Annotated in this window: 20 protein-coding genes; 9 read left to right on the top strand and 11 right to left on the bottom strand. The window is 48.4% G+C overall.

The features are described 5' to 3' along the window. Positions 1–32: 32 nt before the first annotated feature. The gene (locus AC50YO_RS07810; protein WP_494845526.1) at positions 33–497 is read left to right on the top strand and encodes a divergent PAP2 family protein; all 465 of its coding nucleotides are present in this window, start codon (positions 33–35) and stop codon (positions 495–497) included. A 482-nt stretch (positions 498–979) separates the two neighbouring features. Here the strand turns inward: AC50YO_RS07810 and AC50YO_RS07805 are convergent, their stop codons facing one another. The 5 genes from AC50YO_RS07805 to AC50YO_RS07785 form a co-directional block, all read right to left on the bottom strand. Continuing rightward, entirely contained in the window at positions 980–2,119 is a 1,140-nt protein-coding gene (locus AC50YO_RS07805) for a BclA C-terminal domain-containing protein (protein ID WP_494845521.1), read from the bottom strand. Positions 2,120–2,296: 177 nt separating this feature from the next. Continuing rightward, positions 2,297–2,461 (bottom strand): IS3 family transposase, encoded by a 165-nt coding sequence (locus AC50YO_RS07800; RefSeq protein WP_494845517.1) that lies wholly within the window; start codon positions 2,459–2,461, stop codon positions 2,297–2,299. 185 nt (positions 2,462–2,646) lie between these two features. Further along, complete coding sequence (locus AC50YO_RS07795) at positions 2,647–3,516, bottom strand: glycine betaine ABC transporter substrate-binding protein (protein WP_494845513.1); 870 nt, start codon at positions 3,514–3,516, stop codon at positions 2,647–2,649. A gap of 403 nt (positions 3,517–3,919) precedes the next feature. Beyond that, positions 3,920–4,756 (bottom strand): ABC transporter permease, encoded by an 837-nt coding sequence (locus tag AC50YO_RS07790; protein ID WP_494845508.1) that lies wholly within the window; start codon positions 4,754–4,756, stop codon positions 3,920–3,922. Then, a complete protein-coding gene (locus AC50YO_RS07785) occupies positions 4,743–5,951 on the bottom strand; it encodes a quaternary amine ABC transporter ATP-binding protein (protein ID WP_494845505.1) in 1,209 nt (402 codons plus the stop codon). The genes AC50YO_RS07790 and AC50YO_RS07785 overlap by 14 nt, the downstream gene beginning before the upstream one ends. 239 nt (positions 5,952–6,190) lie before the next feature. Between AC50YO_RS07785 and AC50YO_RS07780 the strand changes: the two genes are divergently transcribed. Together AC50YO_RS07780 and AC50YO_RS07775 are read left to right on the top strand one after the other, a co-directional pair. Then, complete coding sequence (locus AC50YO_RS07780; protein ID WP_494845502.1) at positions 6,191–6,748, top strand: GbsR/MarR family transcriptional regulator; 558 nt, start codon at positions 6,191–6,193, stop codon at positions 6,746–6,748. Between the two features lie 71 nt (positions 6,749–6,819). After that, positions 6,820–7,821, top strand: coding sequence for an acrylyl-CoA reductase family protein (locus AC50YO_RS07775; protein WP_494845498.1), 1,002 nt, complete (start codon positions 6,820–6,822; stop codon positions 7,819–7,821). 111 nt (positions 7,822–7,932) lie between these two features. On the opposite strand, the gene AC50YO_RS07770 is transcribed toward AC50YO_RS07775, so the two are convergent. Continuing rightward, positions 7,933–8,691, bottom strand: a complete 759-nt coding sequence (locus tag AC50YO_RS07770) for a YheC/YheD family protein (protein ID WP_494845495.1) — start codon at positions 8,689–8,691, stop codon at positions 7,933–7,935. Positions 8,692–8,833: 142 nt separating this feature from the next. Between AC50YO_RS07770 and AC50YO_RS07765 the strand changes: the two genes are divergently transcribed. Genes AC50YO_RS07765 through AC50YO_RS07755 form a run of 3 tightly spaced genes read left to right on the top strand, consistent with a single transcriptional unit; the run spans position 8,834 to position 12,094 of the window. Continuing rightward, positions 8,834–10,105, top strand: coding sequence for a phenylacetate--CoA ligase family protein (locus AC50YO_RS07765; protein ID WP_494845493.1), 1,272 nt, complete (start codon positions 8,834–8,836; stop codon positions 10,103–10,105). After that, on the top strand, positions 10,092–11,093 hold the full coding sequence (gene sbnA / locus AC50YO_RS07760; protein ID WP_494845488.1) for a 2,3-diaminopropionate biosynthesis protein SbnA: 1,002 nt from the start codon (positions 10,092–10,094) through the stop codon (positions 11,091–11,093). The genes AC50YO_RS07765 and sbnA overlap by 14 nt, the downstream gene beginning before the upstream one ends. After that, positions 11,090–12,094, top strand: a complete 1,005-nt coding sequence (locus AC50YO_RS07755) for a 2,3-diaminopropionate biosynthesis protein SbnB (protein WP_494845485.1) — start codon at positions 11,090–11,092, stop codon at positions 12,092–12,094. The genes sbnA and AC50YO_RS07755 overlap by 4 nt, the downstream gene beginning before the upstream one ends. Before the next feature lie 519 nt (positions 12,095–12,613). On the opposite strand, the gene AC50YO_RS07750 is transcribed toward AC50YO_RS07755, so the two are convergent. Together AC50YO_RS07750 and AC50YO_RS07745 are read right to left on the bottom strand one after the other, a co-directional pair. After that, positions 12,614–13,624: an aldose 1-epimerase gene (locus tag AC50YO_RS07750; RefSeq protein WP_494845481.1), complete on the bottom strand. Its 1,011-nt coding sequence runs from the start codon at positions 13,622–13,624 to the stop codon at positions 12,614–12,616. A 123-nt stretch (positions 13,625–13,747) separates the two neighbouring features. Then, positions 13,748–14,110 carry a hypothetical protein gene (locus AC50YO_RS07745; RefSeq protein WP_494845478.1) on the bottom strand — a complete coding sequence of 121 codons (363 nt, stop codon included), beginning with the start codon at positions 14,108–14,110 and terminating at the stop codon, positions 13,748–13,750. A 159-nt stretch (positions 14,111–14,269) separates the two neighbouring features. Between AC50YO_RS07745 and AC50YO_RS07740 the strand changes: the two genes are divergently transcribed. Further along, positions 14,270–15,382, top strand: a complete 1,113-nt coding sequence (locus tag AC50YO_RS07740) for a lactonase family protein (RefSeq protein WP_494845474.1) — start codon at positions 14,270–14,272, stop codon at positions 15,380–15,382. 20 nt (positions 15,383–15,402) lie between these two features. Further along, complete coding sequence (locus AC50YO_RS07735; RefSeq protein ID WP_494845470.1) at positions 15,403–16,623, top strand: MFS transporter; 1,221 nt, start codon at positions 15,403–15,405, stop codon at positions 16,621–16,623. A gap of 619 nt (positions 16,624–17,242) precedes the next feature. Here the strand turns inward: AC50YO_RS07735 and AC50YO_RS07730 are convergent. From AC50YO_RS07730 to AC50YO_RS07720, 3 genes are read right to left on the bottom strand one after another with little or no spacing between them, the layout of a single operon-like run. Continuing rightward, positions 17,243–19,513, bottom strand: a complete 2,271-nt coding sequence (locus tag AC50YO_RS07730) for an arylsulfatase (RefSeq protein WP_494845468.1) — start codon at positions 19,511–19,513, stop codon at positions 17,243–17,245. A 20-nt stretch (positions 19,514–19,533) separates the two neighbouring features. Further along, positions 19,534–20,469: a formylglycine-generating enzyme family protein gene (locus AC50YO_RS07725; protein ID WP_494845465.1), complete on the bottom strand. Its 936-nt coding sequence runs from the start codon at positions 20,467–20,469 to the stop codon at positions 19,534–19,536. After that, positions 20,462–20,956, bottom strand: a complete 495-nt coding sequence (locus tag AC50YO_RS07720) for a MarR family winged helix-turn-helix transcriptional regulator (protein WP_494845463.1) — start codon at positions 20,954–20,956, stop codon at positions 20,462–20,464. The genes AC50YO_RS07725 and AC50YO_RS07720 overlap by 8 nt, the downstream gene beginning before the upstream one ends. Positions 20,957–21,216: 260 nt before the next feature. Here AC50YO_RS07720 and AC50YO_RS07715 point away from each other — a divergent pair, with 260 nt between their 5' ends. Continuing rightward, a complete protein-coding gene (locus tag AC50YO_RS07715; RefSeq protein ID WP_494845461.1) occupies positions 21,217–22,032 on the top strand; it encodes a DUF2087 domain-containing protein in 816 nt (271 codons plus the stop codon). The last annotated feature ends 11 nt before the right edge of the window (positions 22,033–22,043 follow it).

The raw sequence follows: 22,043 nt of genomic DNA, 5'->3' as shown, positions 1-22,043 counted from the left end.
CTTTACTAGTTATTTGATGGAGGTGGTTCCTTATGAATCGTGGACTTTGTACTTCATTATTAGCGGTAGGAGCAGCCCAATTGTTGAAGGTGCCGTTTCATTATGCCAAAACAGGCAAATGGCAGGCTATAAAAATGATTGGCTCTGGAGGTATGCCAAGCTCGCATGCCAGTGGAGTATCCGCGCTTGCTGCTTATACAGGTGTCCGTTACGGGGTGAAAACACCTGAATTTGCGGTTGCAGCTATGCTTGGTATCATTGTTATGTACGATGCGATGAATATTAGGCGCCATGCCGGGGAAATTGCCGTTCAAGTTAATGATCTTGATGAGCATATGGAGAAATTATCGGGCAAGGTTCCAGGCATAGGCCATGAGCGCCGGGAGAAGCAATTAAAAGAGACGCTTGGGCATCAGCCGATTGAAGTGTCTGTAGGCGCTTTGTTCGGGGCTGCAATTGGCTCTATTAGCGCATTAACTAATCGAAGTAAGATGTGAGCGTGAAAAAGAACTCCTTTCGTCAATTATGGTCAAGCCCTAATACTGTAGACGATGAAAAAAGCCCTATTAACTGAACTGTTTAATAACAAAGCGGCGGACCAAATTCTGGTCCGCCGTTTCAATCATTGAACTATAATCTCCCGTTAACCTATCTCTGTACGATGGGGTTACGCACGAGGTCAAATGCCTCAAAAAGCCCATCAGGAGGTCGCTCTACTATGGTCAGCTTTCGTGGGATTGCTCTTGGAACGCCGCTCGAGTTAGGCAACCATCGTAAAGGGTTCGATCTATTCGCGCTGGATCCAAGATCCTCTCAAATCCTACAAACTTAGCAGCGTCATCGTTGGCATGGAGTCACTGGCTCTACTCCATTAACTTGAAATTGTAAAAATCTGTGCAAACGTTATCGGAGTGAAATAAACAGACCGCGTAAATTAATTAGTTTTAATTAGGGAAGGCAAATATTAGCCTCTCATAGTTTACTGAACCTGAATAATCGAAACAGAACCATCAGTCGGATTAGCTGGGGCCAAGCCATTATAAAGAAAATCTACTGTTACAGCACCTGCGGTAGCGTCAACTAAGAACGTACCAGAAACACTTGCATTAGCATCTAAAGTACCAGTATTTGCTTTACCTGAAAAATCACCTTTAAATACTAAATTAAGCCTTGGTGTAACAGTAATGTTTCCAGCTACTGAACTAGTTGCCCTGAAAGTATAGGAAACCAAATAAATGTGCCCTGTTGCTAATAAAAAGGTTGTGGCTGTTGGATGTGAAATATTAGGGCCATTAATAAATGAGGTTACATATGAAATATCTGTACCATTTGCAATAGGTGATACACTAACAAGAAAAAGTCCGTTTTGTGTTGTTGCAACTGCTCCGGTTGCACCTGTGGCTCCTGTTAGTCCCGTTAGTCCCGTTGGTCCCGCTGGTCCCGCTGGTCCCGCTGGTCCCGCTGGTCCCGCTGGTCCCGCTGGTCCCGCTTCTCCCGGTGGACCTGTCAATCCAGCTGCGCCAATCGCTCCTGCAAGGCCTGCTGCTCCTTGAGGTCCAAGTGCTCCTGCAAGTCCTTCAGGTCCAAGAGCGCCGATTGCACCCACAAGGCCTTGTAATCCTTGGGGTCCAAGTGCTCCTGCAAGTCCTTCAGGTCCAAGTGCGCCGATTGCACCCACAAGGCCTTGTAATCCTTGGGGTCCAAGTGCTCCCGCAAGTCCTTGAGGTCCAAGTGCACCGATTGCACCCACAAGGCCTGCTGCTCCTTGAGGTCCAAGTGCTCCTGCAAGTCCTTGAGGTCCAAGTGCGCCAAGTGCTCCTGCAATACCCGCTGCTCCTTGGGGTCCAAGTGCTCCTGCAAGCCCTTCAGGTCCAAGTGCACCGATTGCACCCACAAGTCCTGTTAATCCTTGGGGTCCAAGTGCTCCCGCAAGTCCTTGAGGTCCAGCCTCTGCAATTGCCCCCGCAATTCCACGTAATAATTGCTGTCCTTTAAGCGGGGGACACTTTATACAAACTTTCTTCTTAAATCGTGGATGACGTTTCTTTTTTTTTCCTTTTGGATGGCATACAATAATGGATTTCCTTTTGCACCGTTTTTTTGTATCGGGACAACTCAACCATTACACCTCCTATAAAGATTGTACAGTGTACGTGAGTTATTTTTCTTCAGCATGGACTAATAGTTAACTATTGGCTAGACTAGAAACTATTTTTAGAAAGATGGGTTAATGATAGGGAGGTTCATGTGACTATCCTGCCCGTTAGTTTAATGAGGTCCAGTCTAACATTTGCACTCATAATGTAAATTGTAGTCGATACTCATTTGGCGTCTGTTGTTTTAATCTAATTTGGATTCGTTCATTATTGAACTTCTCAATTCGTTGTTGAGCCTCACTAATTGAACTAATATCATAGGGGGAGAGTGCTTCCATTTTCAGATGCGAGAAGAAACTCTCCATTGCGGCGTTGTCTATAAAATTTCTTTCCTTACTTCATTAAATACCATTTATTCGTTTGCTCTCTTTTCCTCATAAAAATACACCCCTAAAGTATCATCGGTTTCCCATATGGGGTTTTCCAATGTTTACTATAAGGGGTGCACTTCACACTTCAATTGCGGTGAGAGGGGTTCTTTTTATTGGGCTTATTTCAACCAAGCATCAACTTTGTCTTGGTTTTGTTCCACCCAAGCTTTTGCTGCTGCTTCAGGCTCTTTGCCCTCTTGAATGCTGACCATAACTGCGGCCATGTCATCCGGTGTCCAAGAGAACTTATCGAGGAAAGCATAAGCTTCTGGTTGGTCGTCTTTTAGAGCTTTGCGGGCGATGGTATGGATTTGCTCGTCTCCGCCGTATACATTTTTAGGATCATCCAAATATTTCAGTTCCATCTTGGCAAACTTCCAGTGAGGTGTCCAGCCTGTTACGATAATCGGCTCTTTTTTAGCATAGGATTTCTCTAGTTGCTGAGTCATCGCTGCGGAAGAGCTTTCAAGCAGGTTCCAATCATCACGAAGGCCGTATTCATCCAATGCTTTTTCTGTAGACATCATTAGTCCAGCGCCTGGCTCGATCCCGATGATGGTGTGATCAAGAGAAGCACCGATTTCACCTTTTAGATCCTCAATGCTGTCGATGTCCATATAGGCAGGAACGACAAGGCCCGTTTTGGTGCCGTCTAGATTCGGTCCCAGATCGTCATATTTTCCATCGTATTTCTCCACGTAGGAAGCATGTGTCGTAGGCAGCCAAGCAGCTACCATAGCATCAACACTGCCATCCGATACGCCTGCCCACATCGGGCCTGCATCTACTTGAAGCATTTCAACTTTGTAGCCAAGCTTTTGCTCCAGTACTTCTTTTACGACGTAGGTGCTCGCAATTTCTGAATCCCATGCGACGTAGGCTAGTGATATTTCTTTCTTGCCTCCAGCACTTCCGTTTGTGGAACATCCCGCCAATAGAACAATGATCATGATAGCTGCCAGCATAAAACGCATTTTGTTAAGTTTCATCAATTTTTAACACTCCTCCAATTTTTGCTTCGAAAGCATGTGAAGTTTGAAAAATCTACAGCTTATCGCTGCACAGATGGATTGTCCCTCCGATCGCTGTTGCTCCTAAATTTTTATGAATGATCACGCCTAGCGTGAAAATTTAGGGGAAAAGGCGAACGCTACGCTTCTCCACGACAATCCATCTGCTTCGCTAACTTCCGATTTTGTAAAAAAATTCGAAATAACACTGTCTAAAACAATACCGACTAAAAAACAACTAACTAAAACAACACTGACTAAAACAATACCGATTAAACTGCTCTGAGTAAGAGACACTAACTAAGAAACAATGTTTATGGCTCAAACGAATTTGCGAACAGTACAGAGACAGCTGAAAACCCGAGAGGTAAGAAAGTCTCTCTTAACTGGTTTTTGTCTGGCGAATGATTTTCTGTGTTAAGCGATCCAGAATAATAGCCAGAATTACGATAGCTAGACCAGCTTCGAAGCCTACGCCGGTGTTGCCTTGCGTAACAGCACGATATACATAGGCTCCAACCCCTTGAGCGCCAATCATCGAAGCGATAACGACCATAGACAGAGAAAGCATAATCGTTTGGTTAATACCGGCCATAATGGTTGGCATAGCGATCGGCAGCTGCAGCTTGAACAGCTTTTGTGAAGGGGTTGACCCGAAAGCATCGGCAGCCTCTACAAGCTCGGCAGGAACTTGACGAATACCAAGATTGGTTAAGCGAATAGTTGGTGGAATCGCAAATATGATTGATGCAATGACTCCGGGTACTACGCCAAGCGAGAAGAAAGTAACCGCTGGGAGCAAGTAGACGAATGCAGGCATGGTCTGCATGAAGTCGAGTATCGGGGTAACGATTTTCTGAACTACGTGGTTGCGAGCGCAGAGAATACCAACAGGAACACCGATGATGACGGAGATAGCAGCGGCAGTAAGGACGAGTGCAAGCGTCTGCATCGTCTGACTCCAATAACCCAAATTTTCAATTATGGCGAGTCCGATTAGCGTAAACACACCCATCCGCCATTTGCCGATAAACCATGCAGCTGCTGTAAATAATAAGATAAGAATAAGCGGCGGGAACCAGTTAAGCAGGGAATCGAGCCCTCCTACGGTTTCACCGACAATGATGCGTATGAGCCTGAAGAATGGGTCAAAATGAAGCTCTAACCAGGCTTCTAATGATTCGATCCAGTCTGCAAGCGGGATTTTAGGCAGATTCATGACGTTCACCAGCCTCTAACCCTGTAGTTCCAGACAATGCCGCAAGTACAGCACCTTTTATAACGATGCCAATCAGCTTCCCATTCGTGCCGATGACGGCTGTTGGAAGCTTGGAATTACTCATGGATTCAAATAATTCATGCAATAAGGTTTCTTGTGTAGCAGTTGGAACATCAAGCTGCATGACTTCCTCGAAGCGTTTGTTTTCTTTGATAGCCTGCGAAGCATCCTCAGCTGTTACGACGCCAAGCAATCGCTTCTCTTTGTCAACGACATAGAGGCTGGACACGCCGCGGTCCCGCATGAATTGAAGGGCAACACGAGGTCCTTTTTCAAGTGTAATGGTCTCTGGCTTAATCATGACATGGGAAGCGGTGAGCACTTTGGAGAGGTCAACATCTTCAACGAACCGTTCAACGTATTTGTTGGCAGGCTGCATAAGAATTTCCTCCGGGGAACCGATTTGGACGATACTGCCGTCCTTCATCAGGGCGATTTGATCGCCAATTCGCAAAGCTTCATTCAAATCATGGGTAATGAAGACGATGGTCTTCTTCATTTTGGATTGCAATTCGAGCAGCTCGTCCTGCATATCCTTACGGATTAAGGGATCAAGTGCACTGAATGCCTCATCCATGAGGAGCACTTCAGGGTCATTGGCAAGTCCTCTTGCCAAGCCTACGCGTTGCTGCATGCCGCCGCTTAATTGTTCGGGATAGCTGTGTTCATAGCCCTTTAAGCCGACAAGCTCCAGCGACTGCATCGCCATTTCTCTGCGATTTATTTTGTTAATGCCTTGTACCTCCAAGCCATATTCAATATTTTGAATAACGGTACGATGAGGAAACAACGCAAATTTTTGAAATACCATGCCAACGTTTTTGCGGCGGAACTGACGCAGCTTCTCCGGTGACATTCGTAAAACATCTGTTCCATTGAATAGAACTTGACCGGAAGTAGGCTCTATGAGCCGATTAAGAAGACGGACAAGCGTGGACTTGCCACTGCCTGACAGACCCATAATGACAAAAATCTGTCCTTGCTCAATTGCAAAATCTGCTTGATTCACCCCAACTGTAAGTTTCGTTTCTGCGAGGATTTTCTCTTTGGACCATCCTTTATCCAGCAGTGGGATCGCTTTTTTCGGATCAGCTCCGAAAATTTTGGTTAGCCTTTTGGCTTCTATGATCGCCATCTTATGCCCCCTTTGTGGAATATTTCGACTCCTATAAGTTTAGTGGGTTATCTTTACAGGGGTCAAAAGGCGTATACCTCTGTATACTTTGTACAGTTATAACTTTACGTACTGTATATTCAGAATACTCGTGATAGCTCCCTTTTTCGTACCAACGACATTCTTTACATTCAAAGGGGCATTTGAGTACAATGGGTGGTATATACTTCGCTTGGGATCTTGGGAGGAACAAAATCAAAATGAATGAGCTAATCGCATTATCGGATGAGCAGCGAGCGAAGGTATTCCAGGCACGCCGCCGTGTAATTGAATCTATTGGGAAAAATATGGACTTGTATGGAATTACTTTGTCCATTGGTCATTTGTACGGCAATATGTACTTTAATCGCGAGCCGGTGACGCTCGATGAGATGAGTGAGACGATGGGCATGAGCAAGACGTCCATGAGTACAGGAATGCGCACGCTGCATGACTTGAAGATGATCAATAAAGTATGGGGCAAGGGATCTCGCAAAGACTTATATGAGGTTGTGCCGGACTGGCATCAGAACTTCACAGATTTTTTCTCGATCAAATGGAGGAAAGCGGTAGAGCAGAATATGAGCGTCTTGGCGCGCTCGCTGAAGGAGATTGATGAGCTCAAGCAGCAATACGAAGATGATCCTGCCTTTACCGAAGTAATGGATAGCGACAGGCTGAAGATTGAAGAAGCATTGGCTTATTACAAATGGCTTCACCGATTGATCGACACGTTCGAGACCGGGGAAATCTATAATTTCATACCTAAGGAAGTTTAGAATGAAGATGAACTGCGAGCCGTGCATGCTTGTTGTTCATCTTTTCTTTATTTGAAAAAGGAGGAAGACTTATGAGTGAATATAGAGCTTATGTATTGGATCGAAAAAAAGGCAGCTTAAACGGTGAAGAGCCTGTATTCGAGCTGCAGAAGCTGTCCTCTGCGGATTTGCCCGCAGGTGAGGTGACGGTGAGAGTTGCTTACTCTAGTGTGAATTATAAAGATGGAATGGTCGCTATATGGCATCGAATGGTGAAGTCGCTGCCGCTCATTCCAGGCATTGATCTGGCAGGGACGGTTGAGGAATCGACGGATGCTCGTTTTCGTGCAGGGGATCAAGTGATTGTTACCAGCTATGGGCTTGGTGTCAGCCATCATGGAGGCTTCAGCGAGCTTGCACGGGTGCCAGCCGATTGGGTTGTTCCGTTGCCTGAAGGTCTTACTGTGCGTGAAGCGATGATTCTTGGCACGGCTGGATTCACAGCTGCTCTATCCATTCAGAGACTTGAAGATAACGGATTATGCATCGGACAGGGTCCTGTACTTGTTGCAGGAGCGACAGGCGGAGTAGGCAGTGTAGCTGTTGATATATTGGCTAAGCTAGGGTATGAAGTGGTTGCGAGCACGGGAAAGTCGGGCGAGCATGACTATTTGCGAGAGCTGGGCGCTGCCCAAATTATTGATCGGGCTGAGCTTATAGATTCGGAGCGCAAGCTTGTCCGCAAGCCACTGTGGACGGCTGCGGTCGATCCTGTTGGCGGGAAAACGCTTCAATATATATTAAGCACGCTTCAATATGGAGGATCAGTAGCGACCAGCGGTCTGACTGGCGGTCATGAGGTGGAGACATCGGTCTATCCATTTATTACAAGAGGGGTGAACTGGCTCGGCATTGATTCGGTTGATTGTCCAATGGCGATCAGGAAGAAGATATGGGCAAGATTGGCGGATGATCTTAAGCCAAGTAAGCTCAACGACAGTATTGTCAACGAGATTACGCTAGAAGAACTGCCTAAAGCACTGTCTCTTATTCTGGAAGGCAAACTGAAAGGCCGCACAATTGTTAAGCTATAGCGCAGAAGCTCGCCTCAGGGGAGCTGCTTAAGGTAGGCGGTTTCCCTAAGACGAGTAAAGAAGAAGGAACAACTGGGCCTGCGATCTGCCAGCATCAGCCCTTGCTAAAGTTTAACGAAGCTTTCTAAATGCCATAATGCGTCGATACATCGCTTGATTCCTCAGCTTGCGGAATGGAATCGCCTCTGGCGTCGTATTAACCTCCAAAATCCAAGGATGCAGCTTTCTATCGAGAGCAATATCAAACCCCAGCTCCTTCAGAAAGGGAAAAGAGCCTCTTAACTGCTGTGCCGAGCGAAGGCATATGCCGCGGAGCTCTGCATCTATTTTTCGACGTTGAGTCTTACTGCCCTGTGCCAAAAGAACGGTGCGGATACTATGAATCGAAGCTCCTTGACTGCCATTCGTGACTGCTCGCCCAGGACGTCCGACGCGTGCCAGCATTCCGGTTACTTGCCAGTTTTTCTTCGAATTAAGCTGGGTTACGACACGAAGATCATATATTCTCCCTTTGTAGCGTTGCATGTCGATGCCTCGCTGTACAAGATAGGGACTGTTTGCTGTCTTCTGCTTGACGATTCGATTCAGGCTTTTACGGGATAGGCCTTGAGTGATTTTGGCTCCCTGATGGAGAGTGTAGGTGGATTGATGCTGCTCGATCTTCATGACCCCTTTGCCATGCGAACCACGTACGGGCTTGATATAGACCATCCGATAGCGCTTCAGCATTTGGATGAGGGCGCTGCCTCTTAGTCGCTTAGTAAGAGGTATATACCGTCTGATTGAGGGGCTGCGATTCAAGGCAATCGTTTTGCGCCATTTGCTGGCGACACTTTTTGTTCTTGTGGGAAGGCGAGAGGCTCTAGGCAATGTATGCTCCTCCGTTCATCCGTAATGACCTTGCTGCTACAGCATATGCCTGCTGGTCTGCGAAAGAATGGGTGTAAGCGGACGCTTCGCTTCGTGCGTGCATAAGATGGTACGATCGAAGGCTAAAAAGCGAGGGATGAACATGCGAATTAGTATACGGGAGCCGTCTGTCAGGACGAAGTGGGAAGAACTAAGGCGGTTATATCCTTGGTATGCTGAGCTGACCGAAGCGGGAGAAATGGGAGAAGACGAGATTCCTCCACTTTTGACACATGAACGTTTGGCTCCTTATTATGAGCGGGGAGAAGGCGCAGCTCATCCAGACTGGAATGTATATCGAACGTCGGGTACTAGCGGGAAGAAAAGACGAGCTATTTATTATGACCCTCAGGATGAGCTTGTGTATGCCAATCACAAAATAGAGCTTTTCGCCAAGCTTTTGCAGGGCAGGGGAGCCTCTCGTGTTCTAAGTGATATGGGGACGGGGCATGCGGAGGCGACAGCACAGCGAATATTTGGAGAATTAGGGCTCACATGTGAGACGGTGCCGTTCGGGCTTCCAGCAGGGGCTCATTTGCTGCAATATGCAAAATTTCGCCCTAATGTTCTTTATACGATGCCATCGCTGCTCGATGGCTTGCTTCGTGTTGCCCCTGAGTCCTTCCAGTGGGGGTTATGCTGCGTCATTCTGGTTGGCGAGCCAGCTCCTCCAGCATGGCGGAAGAGGGTCTCCGAGCAGCTTGGCATTAAAGAGACAGATATACTTGATACCTATGGAAGCATTGAGATCGGTACGATAGCTTATTATGATGGGGAGCTTGACCGCTATGTTCTGCTGGATGGCCTGCTGGCAGAGGGAATATCGCCCGTGGAGGCGGGACTTAGCAGTGTGGAGCTGCCTGATGGCGAGCAGATTCTCGTAGTAACCTCTTGGGCACGGCGGCGTTTTCCGGCTCTTCGCTACGTGACCTATGATGTTGTGCGTGATCTTCGTACGGAGGAGCGGGACGGGAAGATGACAACTACATTTGCCGCTCTCGTGAAGCGCGTTGGTCCTGAGCTGAAGCATGGAGAGAAGATCAGCATTTATGACATAGAGAATGCAATATTCAAGCATATTCAGCAAGCAGAGGTAAGGGTACATGTTATCGGCAATCGCTTGCAGGTCAATATCGTTACGCCTCTGGAGGTAGAGGATGGCGTTAAGGCTGTCATACAAGCGGAGCTTCACGGCGTTATACCTGAGATTGGCATGATGATTCGCGGCGGTATGCTAGAGGCTATGGATGTCAGATTCGTGTACAGCACGGAGGATTCCCTTGAAGCAGGGGAAGGAATAGTTCTGCCGATTAAGCAGAAGAAGCTCTATATTCAGGATGCAGCGAGAGGAGGGGATAAGGGTGAGCATTCATGACAACATGATGTCGTTGATCGGTAATACCCCTCTTCTCAAGCTGGGACGGCTGTTTGCTGGGGCTGAATTTGATGTTTATGCCAAGCTGGAGCTATTCAATCCAGGCGGCAGTATCAAGGATCGATCGGCGAAGTCCATGCTGCAGGCTGCGATAGCTGAGGGATGGCTACAGCCGGGAGGGATAGTTGTTGAATCGAGCTCTGGCAATCTAGCCATTGGCTTAGCTCAGCTGTGCAAGGAGATCGGCTGTTTGTTCATATGCGTAGTAGATCCGCGTATAACGACAGCTAATTTACAAATTTTGCGAGCATATGGCGCCAGAATTGATCTTGTCACCAAGCCTGATCCCGCTACAGGTGAATATGTGCCTGCCCGTCTTGCCCGCGTTCAGCATTGGCTGCGTAAGCTGCCGCATGCTTATTGGCCTAATCAATATGCTAATCCCCATAATGCCCTTGCTCATGAACGCACGACGATGGCGGAGATAGCCGCTGATCTGCCAAAGGTCGATTATTTGTTCTGTGGAGTCAGTACCTGCGGTACGCTTCGCGGCTGTATCAACTTTATTCGTGAGTATGAGCTGTGCACGAAGGTGATTGCTGTAGATGCGGAAGGCAGCTTAATATTCGGCAATGAGAAGGGGACGGTTACACGGCTGCTGCCAGGGCTAGGAGCGGGCATTCGTCCCGAGCTGTGCCCGGAGGAAGGGATTGACACTGTTATTCGCGTGAATGATAAGGAATGTGTAGAAGCATGTAGACAGTTGATTGCGGAGGAGTCGATTCTTGCTGGCGGGTCTTCTGGCGGCGTAATTGCCGCGGTTAAGAAGTATCAAGACCAGATCAAACCGGGCTCGATATGTGTGGTGCTCTTTCCTGATCGAGGAGAGCGTTATTTGAATACGGTATATGATGATGATTGGGTAGAATTGGAACTCGGCAATTTGCCCGATAAACAAACCTCACATAGAAACGTGCCACTGCCATGAAATATTTGAATGAAGGGGATATAGTCAAGCTTGGTGTTAATTGGACTGCGTTAGTGAAGGTCATTCGAGCAGCCGCTGAGGCTCATTGGCTTGGAGAGTGTGCACAGCCAATCAAGCCTTACTTGAAGTTCGGCAGCCGGAAGAATCGGATTATTGCCATGCCTGCTTATGTAACAAGCCCGTTACGAGCGGCTGGCTTGAAGTGGATTGCCAGTTATCCGGACAATATTGAAGCCGGGCTGCCGAGGGCACATAGTATAACGGTGCTGAATGATCCGGATACGGGAGCACCTATTGCCTTGATTAGAGGCGGTCTAATTAGTGCTATACGTACCGCTGCTGTGAGTGCGGCGCTGCTGCAAAGACTATTGAGCGTTCGAGACGATGGAAAGCTTACGGCTGCCGTTATTGGAATGGGACCGATTGGCTTTATGCATGTTAGGATGCTAAGGAGCTTATTCGGGGATAGGCTCGCCTGTATAAGAGTCCATGATCAACGAGTTGTCGACATACAAGAATTTGAAGAGCAAACAGAGCCTATGGCTTCGCAGGTCCCCATACACTGGTGCGGATCATGGCAGGAAGCGTATAGGGGGGCCGATATTATATTCACCTGTACGGCTGCCCCGGAGCGCTATATTAATGAGTCTCCCAAGTCTGGCAGCATACTGATGCATGTATCCTTGCGTGACTATACGGTGGGGGCTATGGAAGGAATCCGGCGGTTTATTGTGGATAGCTGGGAGGAAGTATGCCGGGCTGATACAGATATCGAACGGCTTCATTTGGCAGGAGGGCTGGAGGAGGAACATACAACTGCACTTGCAAGCATGCTCGTTCAGCCTCGTGCAGGTAATGCTTCGGACGGCAATGATCCGCTTGACGCTGAGATTGAGACGATCCTGTTCGCCCCAATGGGGATGGCTGTCTTCGACATTGCTGTTGCCGCTTATTATGCTGCTGAGGCAGAACGGCTAGGGATCGGCAGGCTGCTAGATTAATGAGGCTTGCAAAACTGCAGAAATCATAATAGTGCTCTCGCAAAATTTTGAGTTGGGAAGGGCGGGCGACTTCCTATGAGCTTAACTCACATAGCTGTGAGGCTAAGCACTTATAATTATGATGAGTGGAGAGCGCAGCTTGAGTGTATGAGGTAAAGCTCATTCCTCGGGATTCTCCCCTCCTGAGCTGTGAGGCTAGCCTCATATAGCACATATTTGTAGGGTAAACTGGCTATTGGAGTGAGGATAGCCTCACACAATGGTGAGGAAAGCGTTGCTCCCAGTTGAAGAGACGTTATTTAGTAAATGGAATTGGTATCTGATGTCTTGAAAATTATTGGTTCGCAGAATGGGCGCCGTTCACTATAGACGAAGGCATTGCTCAAGAAGACGGATAAAAGCCAAATGGCGGTGCAGGAGTAATATCCCGGCACCGCCATTTATTCGTTTTGGCATTAAAAGAGTTGTCATGGAAAGCAAAGCAAAGGGATTGCTTCTGGGACAGCCCCATTGTCTTGTTCAGGGTTGGTCAGGTCGAATATACAGACGGCTTGAAGCTTCCCATATACCGCCAGGCTCCAGAGCTACGAGCCCTAATTCATCGGCGGGCAGTGCAACGTTAGGAGCATTTACTACATTCAATTGCGGCTCCGGACAGAAGAAACCGGCTGTCGCATTGTTGTTCCAGATCATCCATTGCTTGAAGGCTGCATCGACATCATAGATAAGCGAGATATGCTCTCGGTTGTCCGTAAGCACCATACAGTTACGCCCGTTCTTCGGTTCGCTCGTATAATGATTGTCCATCGCTTCCCAATAAGGATTGAGTCCCGTTGTGCGCATTAACTCCTCTTCTTGACCGAGAGGCTGATGCTGGCCGGTAGGCAGCTTGCGTTCGTTAAGTATCCAGCGCTTGCCGACAGTCAAGGTGAAGGAGTAATCGTCGACGGTGCTCTCCGGAGCAAATGGCGCATTAATGGCAGTATGGAAGGCGATCATGCATGGCATAGCATCTGCACCTTCATTATGTACGGATACATGCTGCGCTAGACCTAGGTCACTTAGTGCGTATCGAAGCCGAATAGTGAACTGATGCGGCAGATAGCGATAAATGCTATGGTTCTCGTCAACCGCCAGCTTTAATGCGACGAAGCTCTCCGTCTTAGTTGTCCCGTAATCTTCAACCTGCCAAACGGCAGTATGCGCAAAGCCGTGCAGATGGTTGCCTGTTGCGACTTCATTTACAGGAAAAGTATACGTGGCTCCATTCCACTGGAAGGTGCCGTCCTCGTAACGGTTAGGCGGGAAAAGCACGGGTATTCCATGAATGCCCGGATTTGCTTTGAAGGCCTCCATTTCCTCGCCTGCGGCTGGCTCATGAAGGAAGTGATAGCCTCTATCTGTATCTCGAAAAGCAATTAAATTGGCGCCGATGTGCGGCAGTACGGCTGCCTGATAAGCGTTCCATTGAAGCCAGACCGCTTGTTCTCCATTGTAAGGCTGTTCAAATGCTTGCCTGTTAGTGCTCATGCTAGCCTCCTTAATTGTATGCAGTAACGTTCTTCTAGATTAGAATAGCAGGATGTTCTTATACAAACAACCGCCGCATTCCATGGTGCTGGAAGGCGGCGGAATCTAAGTATGGTAGCTTAATTAAGGCGTTATCCGCAGCTCATGATCAATAGCCCGCTGTGTGAAGAGCTGTTGAACCATGTACAGTTTTCTTCTTGGAACGGCCAGCTGCTTCGATTCATCGTATTTAGAGCCGAAGTAAATGACGCCACTAGCAATGGAATGGATTTTCCCAATATTGATGTAGCAGTTGGAACGGACGGGATAGAAGGAGCTGTGGTTCATAATTTCTGTCATCTGTTCAGCAGACATTCTCTTTTTTATATTATAATTTCTGCCGTGAAAGCTGACTAGACCAAGTGCGCCGATCTTGAAATAGAGGATATCTGATTCCAATTCGAAATCCTCGTATACATTCCGCTCATGCAGTGTCGTATTCATCATTCCGCATTCCCCCCTAAGAAATGTGAACCTGAATTGATAGCGCTTACATTATAGCATGGTTATAAGTAGGATGAAAAGCATTTTTTGAAAAAACATTGTATGGAAACGAGGCGTGTGCTATGGTCACTCTAGAACTCTATAAGAGAGGTTGATGTTTTTATGTCTATGTACTCGCTTCCAAAGACCTCCAAGGCGATGATCCTGTATCTTGGTTCCTATGGAGAATCTTCAGAAACGACTATTCGTGTATGCTCGCTCGATGCCAGCATGGGAGAACTGACTGTTATTCAGGAGGTTCAGAATGCAGAGGCAGCTTCTTTCCTTGCGATTCATCCTTCAGGGGATTATCTCTATTCTGCCAGCGAGACGAAGGAAGATGAGAAATCCGTGCCTGGCTCGGCTTTTTCTTTTGCCATTGATCGTAAGACAGGCAAGCTGACCCCATTGAATCGTCAGCCTGTTCAAGGCGACCATCCTTGTTATGTAAGCGTTGACGCGCAAGGGCTGTCTTTGTTCGCAGCTAATTATACGAGTGGCAATGCGGTATTGCTGCCCATCGCGGCAGATGGAACATTGGAGCCGGCAACTGCTAATGTTCGTCAAGAAGCAGCGCTGGGTTCAGATAAAGGGAGGCAAGAGGCCCCTCACGCACATGCAATTCTACCTCATCCGGACAGCTCCAAGCCTTTTGTCTATGTGGTTGATCTAGGAACAGATTCGATCCATATTTATGAGGCAGAAGCAGGAAAGGCACTCAATTACAAAAGTTCCTGTCGCGTCCATGCTGGAGCGGGCCCGCGTCATTTGGCGATTCATAATCAAATTCCGTATGCCTATGTGATGGGCGAATTGGATACGACAGTGACAACATTGAAGGTATCTGAAAGCGGTGACGAGCTGACTCCAATCCAGACTATATCTGCGATGCCAGCTGATTTTGACGGCTATTCGGATGGTGCGGATATTCACTTGGCGCCGTCAGGCAAATTCTTGTATTGCTCTAACCGAGGACATAACAGTATAACCGTATTCGCGGTAAACCAAGATAATGGGGAACTGACTGTTGTACAAAATGAGTCTTGCGGAGGCGATTCGCCTCGCAACTTCGGCATAACGCCGGATGGAAATCATTTGCTAGTCGCCAATGCCAAAACAGGCAATGTCGTTCTATACACGATTGATTCGAATACTGGAATGATATCTTCCAAGGGTACTATTCTGGAGGTAGCAAGTCCAGTGTGCATTCGCTTTGGCGGCACATTTGAAGAGTAAGACGAAAGAAGGAATGCAGCATGTCCTCTGGTGATTCTGCCAGATCAACTATGGTGAAGAACAGTACAGTCTATACGATTCTGTTCGCTATCAGCTCTGTCCATTTGCTCAATGATTCCATGCAGTCGGTTGTGTCTGCACTGTTTCCCATTTTTGAGGACTCACTCGGCCTAACCTTTGGACAGATCGGGTGGATTGCTTTTACGCTTAATATGACTTCATCCGTATTGCAGCCTGCTGTTGGATTATTATCTGATAAAAGGCCTGCTCCCTGGATGCTGCCTGCAGGCATGGGCTGCAGTTTAATTGGCATGCTCGGCCTTGCGTATGCCCCTAACTTCTGGACGCTGCTGCTTGCCGTTGTTTTTGTCGGCTTCGGCTCGGCCGTGTTCCATCCCGAAGGCTCGCGTGTCGTTTATTTTGCGGCGGGTGAGCGGAGAGGGCTGGCACAATCGATCTATCAAGTAGGGGGTAACTTCGGTCAAGCGCTTGCGCCTCTGATGACGATTTATATTTTCGTACCGCTAGGTCAACGGGGAGCTGCTCTAGGCGCATTTCTGGCAATTGCCGCTATTGTAGTTCTAATGCGTGTCGTCCCATGGTATGGCGCCCAGTTGGCCGAGAAAGGCAAGCCTGCTCCCAAACCGAAAGGGAAATCAGCAGCTGCGCTGCCGAGTGATGCTTACAGCAGTAAAGTGATAGCCTTCGCACTTGCCTTGCTCCTTGTACTTGTATTTGCGCGTTCCTGGTATGCGGCAGGCTTAGGAAGCTTTTATCAATTCTATTTGCAGCAGGAGTATGGGCTATCTATCAGAGCCGCACAGGTTCCCCTGTTTATTTTCATGATTGCCGGGGTAGCGGGTACCTTCGTAGGAGGGCTATTATCCGATCGGTTCGGGCGCAAGCGCATGATGCTGTTCTCTATTGCAGGAGCAGCGCCATTCGCTTTGATACTGCCGCATTTGCCGCTTCCATGGATCTATCCAGTGATTTTCTTGCTCGGATTCATCCTGCAATCAGGCTTCTCGGTCAGTGTCGTGTATGCGCAGGAGCTTCTCCCAGGCAAGGTAGGCATGGCTTCCGGACTAATTACAGGGCTTGCCTTCGGTATGGGAGGCCTTGGTGCTATCGCCTTCGGAACTGGGGCGGATCATTATGGCCTTGCGAGCGTTATGCTTGCGGGCAGTGTATTGCCATTGCTAGGCCTGCTATCTGTGTTCTTGCCTAAAGATCGGCGTTAGCGGTTCTTACGTGAACAGAAAGAGAGTGTCCGAAAGTCGTAAGGATGCTAGACAGATATCTAGCTTGCTTTGAACAAAAATGCTGGGATAAAAGAGGGGATAGCGATGCAGGTTATGATTCCTGTGTCGCTATCCTCTTCTTTGATCTGTGGCGGTGCTTTGGGAAGCCTCTTTTTCGTCCCCTATTGTTGAGACGCTAAGCTGTTCGATTACATCATTTGAATAGCGGAAAGCATGTTTGTTCTAGGAAAGAACAGCATTCGCTAATCGGTGAATCCCATTGCGCTGTTCCACACTATAGTTTGGCAGAAGAACGAGACAGTGAAGCTGGGTCCCTTAGTGGGAAACCAAGCTTCTCGACTAGGGACCTTAGTGGCGCTAACCTGTGATCAAGCACGCAGAGGAATCATTTTAGTGAAAGTATCCTCATTAGATAGAAAAAATGCTTCACTAGACGAGCAGGTGATCCAGCTTTACATCCTGACCTGTTCGTCTACCGATATGAGGAAATAAAGAAGTCCAGCAGGCAACACTACTGAGATATAGATGTTAGGAAAAGAAGCTTCCAATCCACAAGCAAAGTGGAGTGGAAGCTTCTTTTTATTTGGGGACAGCGCCTTTATTCTGTGGCCAGCTCGACGGCAAGCAGCGACTCCAGATCGACGGAGTAACCGCCTAACGTATAGACTACTTTTTGCAGAATACCGTTAAAAGCAAAAGGAGACGCATAGGTTGGACTGACTGGTGTTGGAGAGTTCTCTCCAACATGGAACTGCTCATTGGAGAAGCCCAGATAGCCTGTATGGCCCAGATGGCCCTCGCCAATCAGGTTTCCCTGACTGTAAAGCGATCCAATGCCTTCGTTATCGCTCGTCTTAGCGAAGCGGAACGAGAGAGTAATTGGACCTGTCGGCAGCTCGGATTCCGATGTGATAACATATTGAACACCATAGGAATGGTTATAAAAGAAAGTAAGCCTGTTATTCTGGACGTAGAGCGCATAGCCTCCGAACCGTCCGCCTTGAGCGACGATAGCGCCTTCTTCTGCTGTACTGGTCCGAACAATGTCTGCCTGAATCTCAAAGGGCTTATTGCGAATATCCGGGGCTTTGGCGAAAGGCAAGCCGAAGGAGGTCGGATAGAAGGTGCGTGATACGATATCCTGCTTCACAGGACGAAGTGTCTCAATGCTCTTCACTTTGGCGATAATGGAACGGCCATCGAGCGGAAGAACGCCATTGCGGCCTGCCTCGGCCCACCACAGGTCCACAAGCTCCCGCAGCCGTTCAGGCTGCTCGGTAGCTAGATTGCGCGACTCTGAGAAGTCCTCGTCTACATGATACAGCTCCCATTCGTCTTGAGGAAAGGGTGTGTTCGGCTTGTGAATAGCAACAGCCTTCCAGCCATCCTTCCAAATGCCGCGATTGCCGACCATCTCGAAATACTGAACCGACTTGCGGGAAGGGCCTTCCGCTTCTTCGAACGTATAAGCAAGGCTGGTCCCGTGAATCGGCTGCTGGCTAACGCCTTTATACGTTTCCGGCGCCTCGATACCAAGCAGCTCCAGCACAGTCGGGACGATATCCGTCACGAAGTGAAATTGGCTGCGAACAGCTCCGCGCTCCTTGATCCCATTCGGGTAATGGATAATAAGCGGGTCCTTTACACCGCCGGCATGAACGAAGGATTTGTACCACTTGAGCGGCGTATTGCCAACCTGAGCCCAGCCTGTCGGATAATGATTATTCGCGAGAGGGGAGCCGATCTCATCAATTCTCGCCAGCTTCTCATCGAACGATTCTTTTACACCAAAGTTCTCAGCCCATGTATGAACTGTTCCTTCTTGGCCCCCCATCGCGCAAGCGCCATTATCCGATAACAGGATTAACAAGGTATTGTCGAGCTGATCAATTTCTCGCAGAAAGTCCACAAGCCGGCCAATATGCTCATCCGTGTGCTCCAAGAATCCTGCAAATGCCTCTTGTTGGCGTGCGAATAGACGTTGCTCATCCTCTGTTAGGGTATCCCATGCCTTCACACCTGGGTTGCGCGGCGGCAGTACAGCATCCTGAGGGATGATGCCAAGCTCCTTCTGGCGGGCGAACCATTCCTCGCGTGCGGTGTCCCAGCCTTTGTCATACTTGCCCTTATATTTATCAATATAAGCTTGTGGAGCGTGATGAGGAGCATGTGTAGCGCCGTAGGCGACATAAGAGAAGAATGGCTTATCAGGAGCGGCAGACTTTTGGTCACGTATATATTGAATGGCTTTGTCGGTGAGGTCTTCCGTTAGGTGATAGCCGTCTTCCGCTGACTTTGGTTGCGGTACAGGACGGTTATCCTCGACCAGATCAGGATTCCATTGATTGGTTGCTCCTTCAAGAAAGCCATAGTAACGCTCGAAGCCGCGTCCTAAGGGCCAGTTATCGAAGGGTCCAGCAGCGGAATGCTCGGCTGCCGGTACGAGATGCCATTTGCCTACGGCGAAGGTGTTATAGCCTTCTTCTACCAATAGCTCGCTAAGCAGTGCGGTTTCTTTGCTCACTTTACCGCGCGTGTTCGGATACCCGGCATCAAAGCCTGATACGAAGGATACGCCTGTAGCATGGGGATTGCGGCCTGTCAGGAGAGCAGCGCGGGTAGGGGAGCAGACGGCTGTCGTGTGAAAGTTATTGTAGCGAAGGCCGCCTTCTGCCAACGCATCGATGTTCGGCGTTGCGATATCTGAACCGTAAGAGCCAAGATGCGCGAAGCCCAGGTCATCGAGCAAAATAACGACGACATTCGGCGCCCCTTCACGAGGAGCTGCAGGTTCCGGCCACCACGGGGTGGAATCCTCTGTTGATGCACCGATATGGCCTTGGAACTTTTCTTTTTTCCAAATAGACATGTTTATTCCTCCTTTTATAATTAAACATCCCTTACACAACGGAAGCCCATATGTCCTGTTGAGCTATCCGGCGTATTAGAGGTTCTAGCCGCAACTCTATACCTATTGCAATAAGATTCATGGCATAAGTAGGAGCCGCCCCTCAGCGCTTTGGTCTGATCTGTCAGATCGAATGAATTCGAGCACCATTCCCATACATTGCCGGACATTTGGTAGAGCCCAAATCCATTAGGCTTGAAGGTGCGTGCAGGTGCTGTGCTTGCATATCCGTCAGCCTCTGTATTCTCCTTGGGGAAGCTTCCCTGCCAAATATTGCAGCGATGCTCACCATCCGGTGTAAGCTCGTCACCCCAAGGGTAACGCTGCGAGACAAGTCCACCCCGGGCTGCATACTCCCATTCGCTCTCGGTGGGCAGTCGCTTGCCTGCCCATTGGCAATAGGCATTAGCGTCATGCCAAGAGACGTGCACGACAGGATGGTCATGGCGATGGCTGACGCTGGAGTCTGGTCCCTCTGGATGGCGCCAATCCGCCCCCTCAACCTGCCACCACCAAGAAGCTCCAGCGACTGCAGCATCTACTTTATTCGCGATTTCCTTGGAGACCAGCGAATAGAAGACAAAGGACCAGCCATACTGCTCTGCTTCTGTCACGTATCCTGTAGCAGAGACGAATGCAGCAAATTGCCTGTTTGTGACTGTCGTCTCATCTATGTATAGCGGATTAACGAAGAATTCGCGGACAGGCCCTTCTGCATCGGCGGGGAAGCCCTCAAGGCTATTCGTCCCCATAAGGAAGGTACCTCCCTGTAGCAACACCATGCCAGTGTTGCTTAGCTCTTGATTTCTTGGGGAAGGTTGGTATGCTGCGGCAATGGAGCTAGTCATTGCTCCCGTATGAAGCCGGGCTGCCGAGCAGCAGGACGCTACTACTGCTGTTGCTGTACGTTCACCCATGGGAGGGCATCCCTTCGAAAATTTGATTGAAATGCTGATTTAACGCCTCAGAATAGTTAGGCAGCTTGCTTAAAATATGCTGCGATAAGCGAAGCAGCGTCTGCTTATCTTCCAGAGAGAGACCTTCAAAGAGCAGGCCGCGAGTGTCGGATTTGGAGGTAAGTAACCTTTCATAGAAGCTGATTCCTTTGGCGGTAATATGAAGCCGTACAACTCTGCGGTCGCTATCCGGTCTTGTACGATAAGCGAAGTTGAGATTGACCAGCTTGTCGCATAGATTAGTCGTTGCTCCGGGCGAGAAGTCCAGCTCTTCGGACAGGTCGCCGGCTTTTTGAGGTCCTTCTCGGTACAGCTTGGCTAAAACGATGAGCTGCTGAGGTGATATTTCACCGTTAATAAGCACCTTGTCGCGTTCAACGACGAATCTTCGTATCATTTTGCGGAATGTCTCATCCAATTCGGTATTCAGCCTTTGTGTATTTGGCATAGGTGCTCCTTTCTATCCATCTGCTTCCAAGCAAAAAAGCTCCCGACTTTAATCGTCTCTGATCGAACAAGCAGAATGCTTGTATGCGAGCACAGCGATAAAGAGCGGAAGCCATTGGTGATCCAGTAGGCCGGTCAGTATGACCAAATAGTTTGATGTGAAAATAAATTAACACAATAATTCCAATAGGTCAAGTTGGTTATTTAATCAAGGAAATTCCTTTTATATTTTAATTGAAATTTAGCAAACGAAATTATATAATGTCTATAAAATATACAGATCATAAGCTGAGGTGTTTGGTTTTGGAATTGGGTGAGTTATTCTGGTCTGCTGGGCTGGATGATATGAAGCAAGGTTATACCTATGTACCTGAGAGCAATCATTATCAATGCCTCTTATGCGGGAAAGCCTTTGAGGAAGGCGAGATATTCCGGCTTCCTAGCGAAGACCGCTGGTATGATGCAAGGAAGTATGCAGCTTATCACGTACAGTCTGTACACGGCTCGATGCTCGGTTATTTGCTTGGGCTGGACAAGAAAGCGACAGGATTGACTGATCTGCAGAAGGAATTAATTGGAGATTTTGCACAAGGGCTGTCCGATGCGGATATTGTGAAAAAAGCGGGTGGAGGCAGTGCATCAACGATTCGCAACCATCGGTTTGTTCTCAAGGAAAAGGCTAAGCAAGCGAAGCTGCTGCTAGCGGTTATGGAGCTGATGGAGAGCGGCGTAGCTGCTGATGTCCCTCGATTCGTGCCGATTCACCGGACAGCGACACAGGTGGATGAGCGGTATGCGATTACGGAAGAGGAATATGCTTCGTTAATGAAGCAATATTTGCCGAATGGGCCGGATGGCCCGCTGGCTTCTTTTCCCCGCAAGGAAAAACGCAAGGTTGTGATTCTTCGTCATCTTGCAGCAAGATTTGCTTCAGGACGGACCTATACAGAAAAAGAAGTGAATGAATGCTTGAAGCCTTTTTGGAAAGAGGATTACGTAACGCTGCGTCGCTATTTGATTGAATATGGCTACTTGGACCGGACGGATGATTGCAGTGAATATTGGGTGAAAATGTGAGGTGCTTTAAG

The sequence above is a fragment of the Paenibacillus sp. J22P59 genome (genome assembly GCF_059383895.1).
This window is presented reverse-complemented; position numbering and strand designations above follow the sequence as displayed.

Coding starts and splice junctions, on each gene's coding strand:
- AC50YO_RS07735 (WP_494845470.1), top strand. CDS start 15,403: ATGTCCTCTGGTGATTCTGCCAGATCAACTATGGTGAAGAACAGTACA.
- AC50YO_RS07795 (WP_494845513.1), bottom strand. CDS start 3,516: ATGAAACTTAACAAAATGCGTTTTATGCTGGCAGCTATCATGATCATT.
- AC50YO_RS07775 (WP_494845498.1), top strand. CDS start 6,820: ATGAGTGAATATAGAGCTTATGTATTGGATCGAAAAAAAGGCAGCTTA.
- AC50YO_RS07790 (WP_494845508.1), bottom strand. CDS start 4,756: ATGAATCTGCCTAAAATCCCGCTTGCAGACTGGATCGAATCATTAGAA.
- AC50YO_RS07765 (WP_494845493.1), top strand. CDS start 8,834: ATGCGAATTAGTATACGGGAGCCGTCTGTCAGGACGAAGTGGGAAGAA.
- AC50YO_RS07740 (WP_494845474.1), top strand. CDS start 14,270: ATGTCTATGTACTCGCTTCCAAAGACCTCCAAGGCGATGATCCTGTAT.
- AC50YO_RS07800 (WP_494845517.1), bottom strand. CDS start 2,461: ATGGAGAGTTTCTTCTCGCATCTGAAAATGGAAGCACTCTCCCCCTAT.
- AC50YO_RS07810 (WP_494845526.1), top strand. CDS start 33: ATGAATCGTGGACTTTGTACTTCATTATTAGCGGTAGGAGCAGCCCAA.
- AC50YO_RS07715 (WP_494845461.1), top strand. CDS start 21,217: ATGTCTATAAAATATACAGATCATAAGCTGAGGTGTTTGGTTTTGGAA.
- AC50YO_RS07750 (WP_494845481.1), bottom strand. CDS start 13,624: ATGAGCACTAACAGGCAAGCATTTGAACAGCCTTACAATGGAGAACAA.
- AC50YO_RS07720 (WP_494845463.1), bottom strand. CDS start 20,956: ATGCCAAATACACAAAGGCTGAATACCGAATTGGATGAGACATTCCGC.
- AC50YO_RS07745 (WP_494845478.1), bottom strand. CDS start 14,110: ATGATGAATACGACACTGCATGAGCGGAATGTATACGAGGATTTCGAA.
- AC50YO_RS07755 (WP_494845485.1), top strand. CDS start 11,090: ATGAAATATTTGAATGAAGGGGATATAGTCAAGCTTGGTGTTAATTGG.
- AC50YO_RS07730 (WP_494845468.1), bottom strand. CDS start 19,513: ATGTCTATTTGGAAAAAAGAAAAGTTCCAAGGCCATATCGGTGCATCA.
- AC50YO_RS07725 (WP_494845465.1), bottom strand. CDS start 20,469: ATGGGTGAACGTACAGCAACAGCAGTAGTAGCGTCCTGCTGCTCGGCA.
- AC50YO_RS07780 (WP_494845502.1), top strand. CDS start 6,191: ATGAATGAGCTAATCGCATTATCGGATGAGCAGCGAGCGAAGGTATTC.
- AC50YO_RS07785 (WP_494845505.1), bottom strand. CDS start 5,951: ATGGCGATCATAGAAGCCAAAAGGCTAACCAAAATTTTCGGAGCTGAT.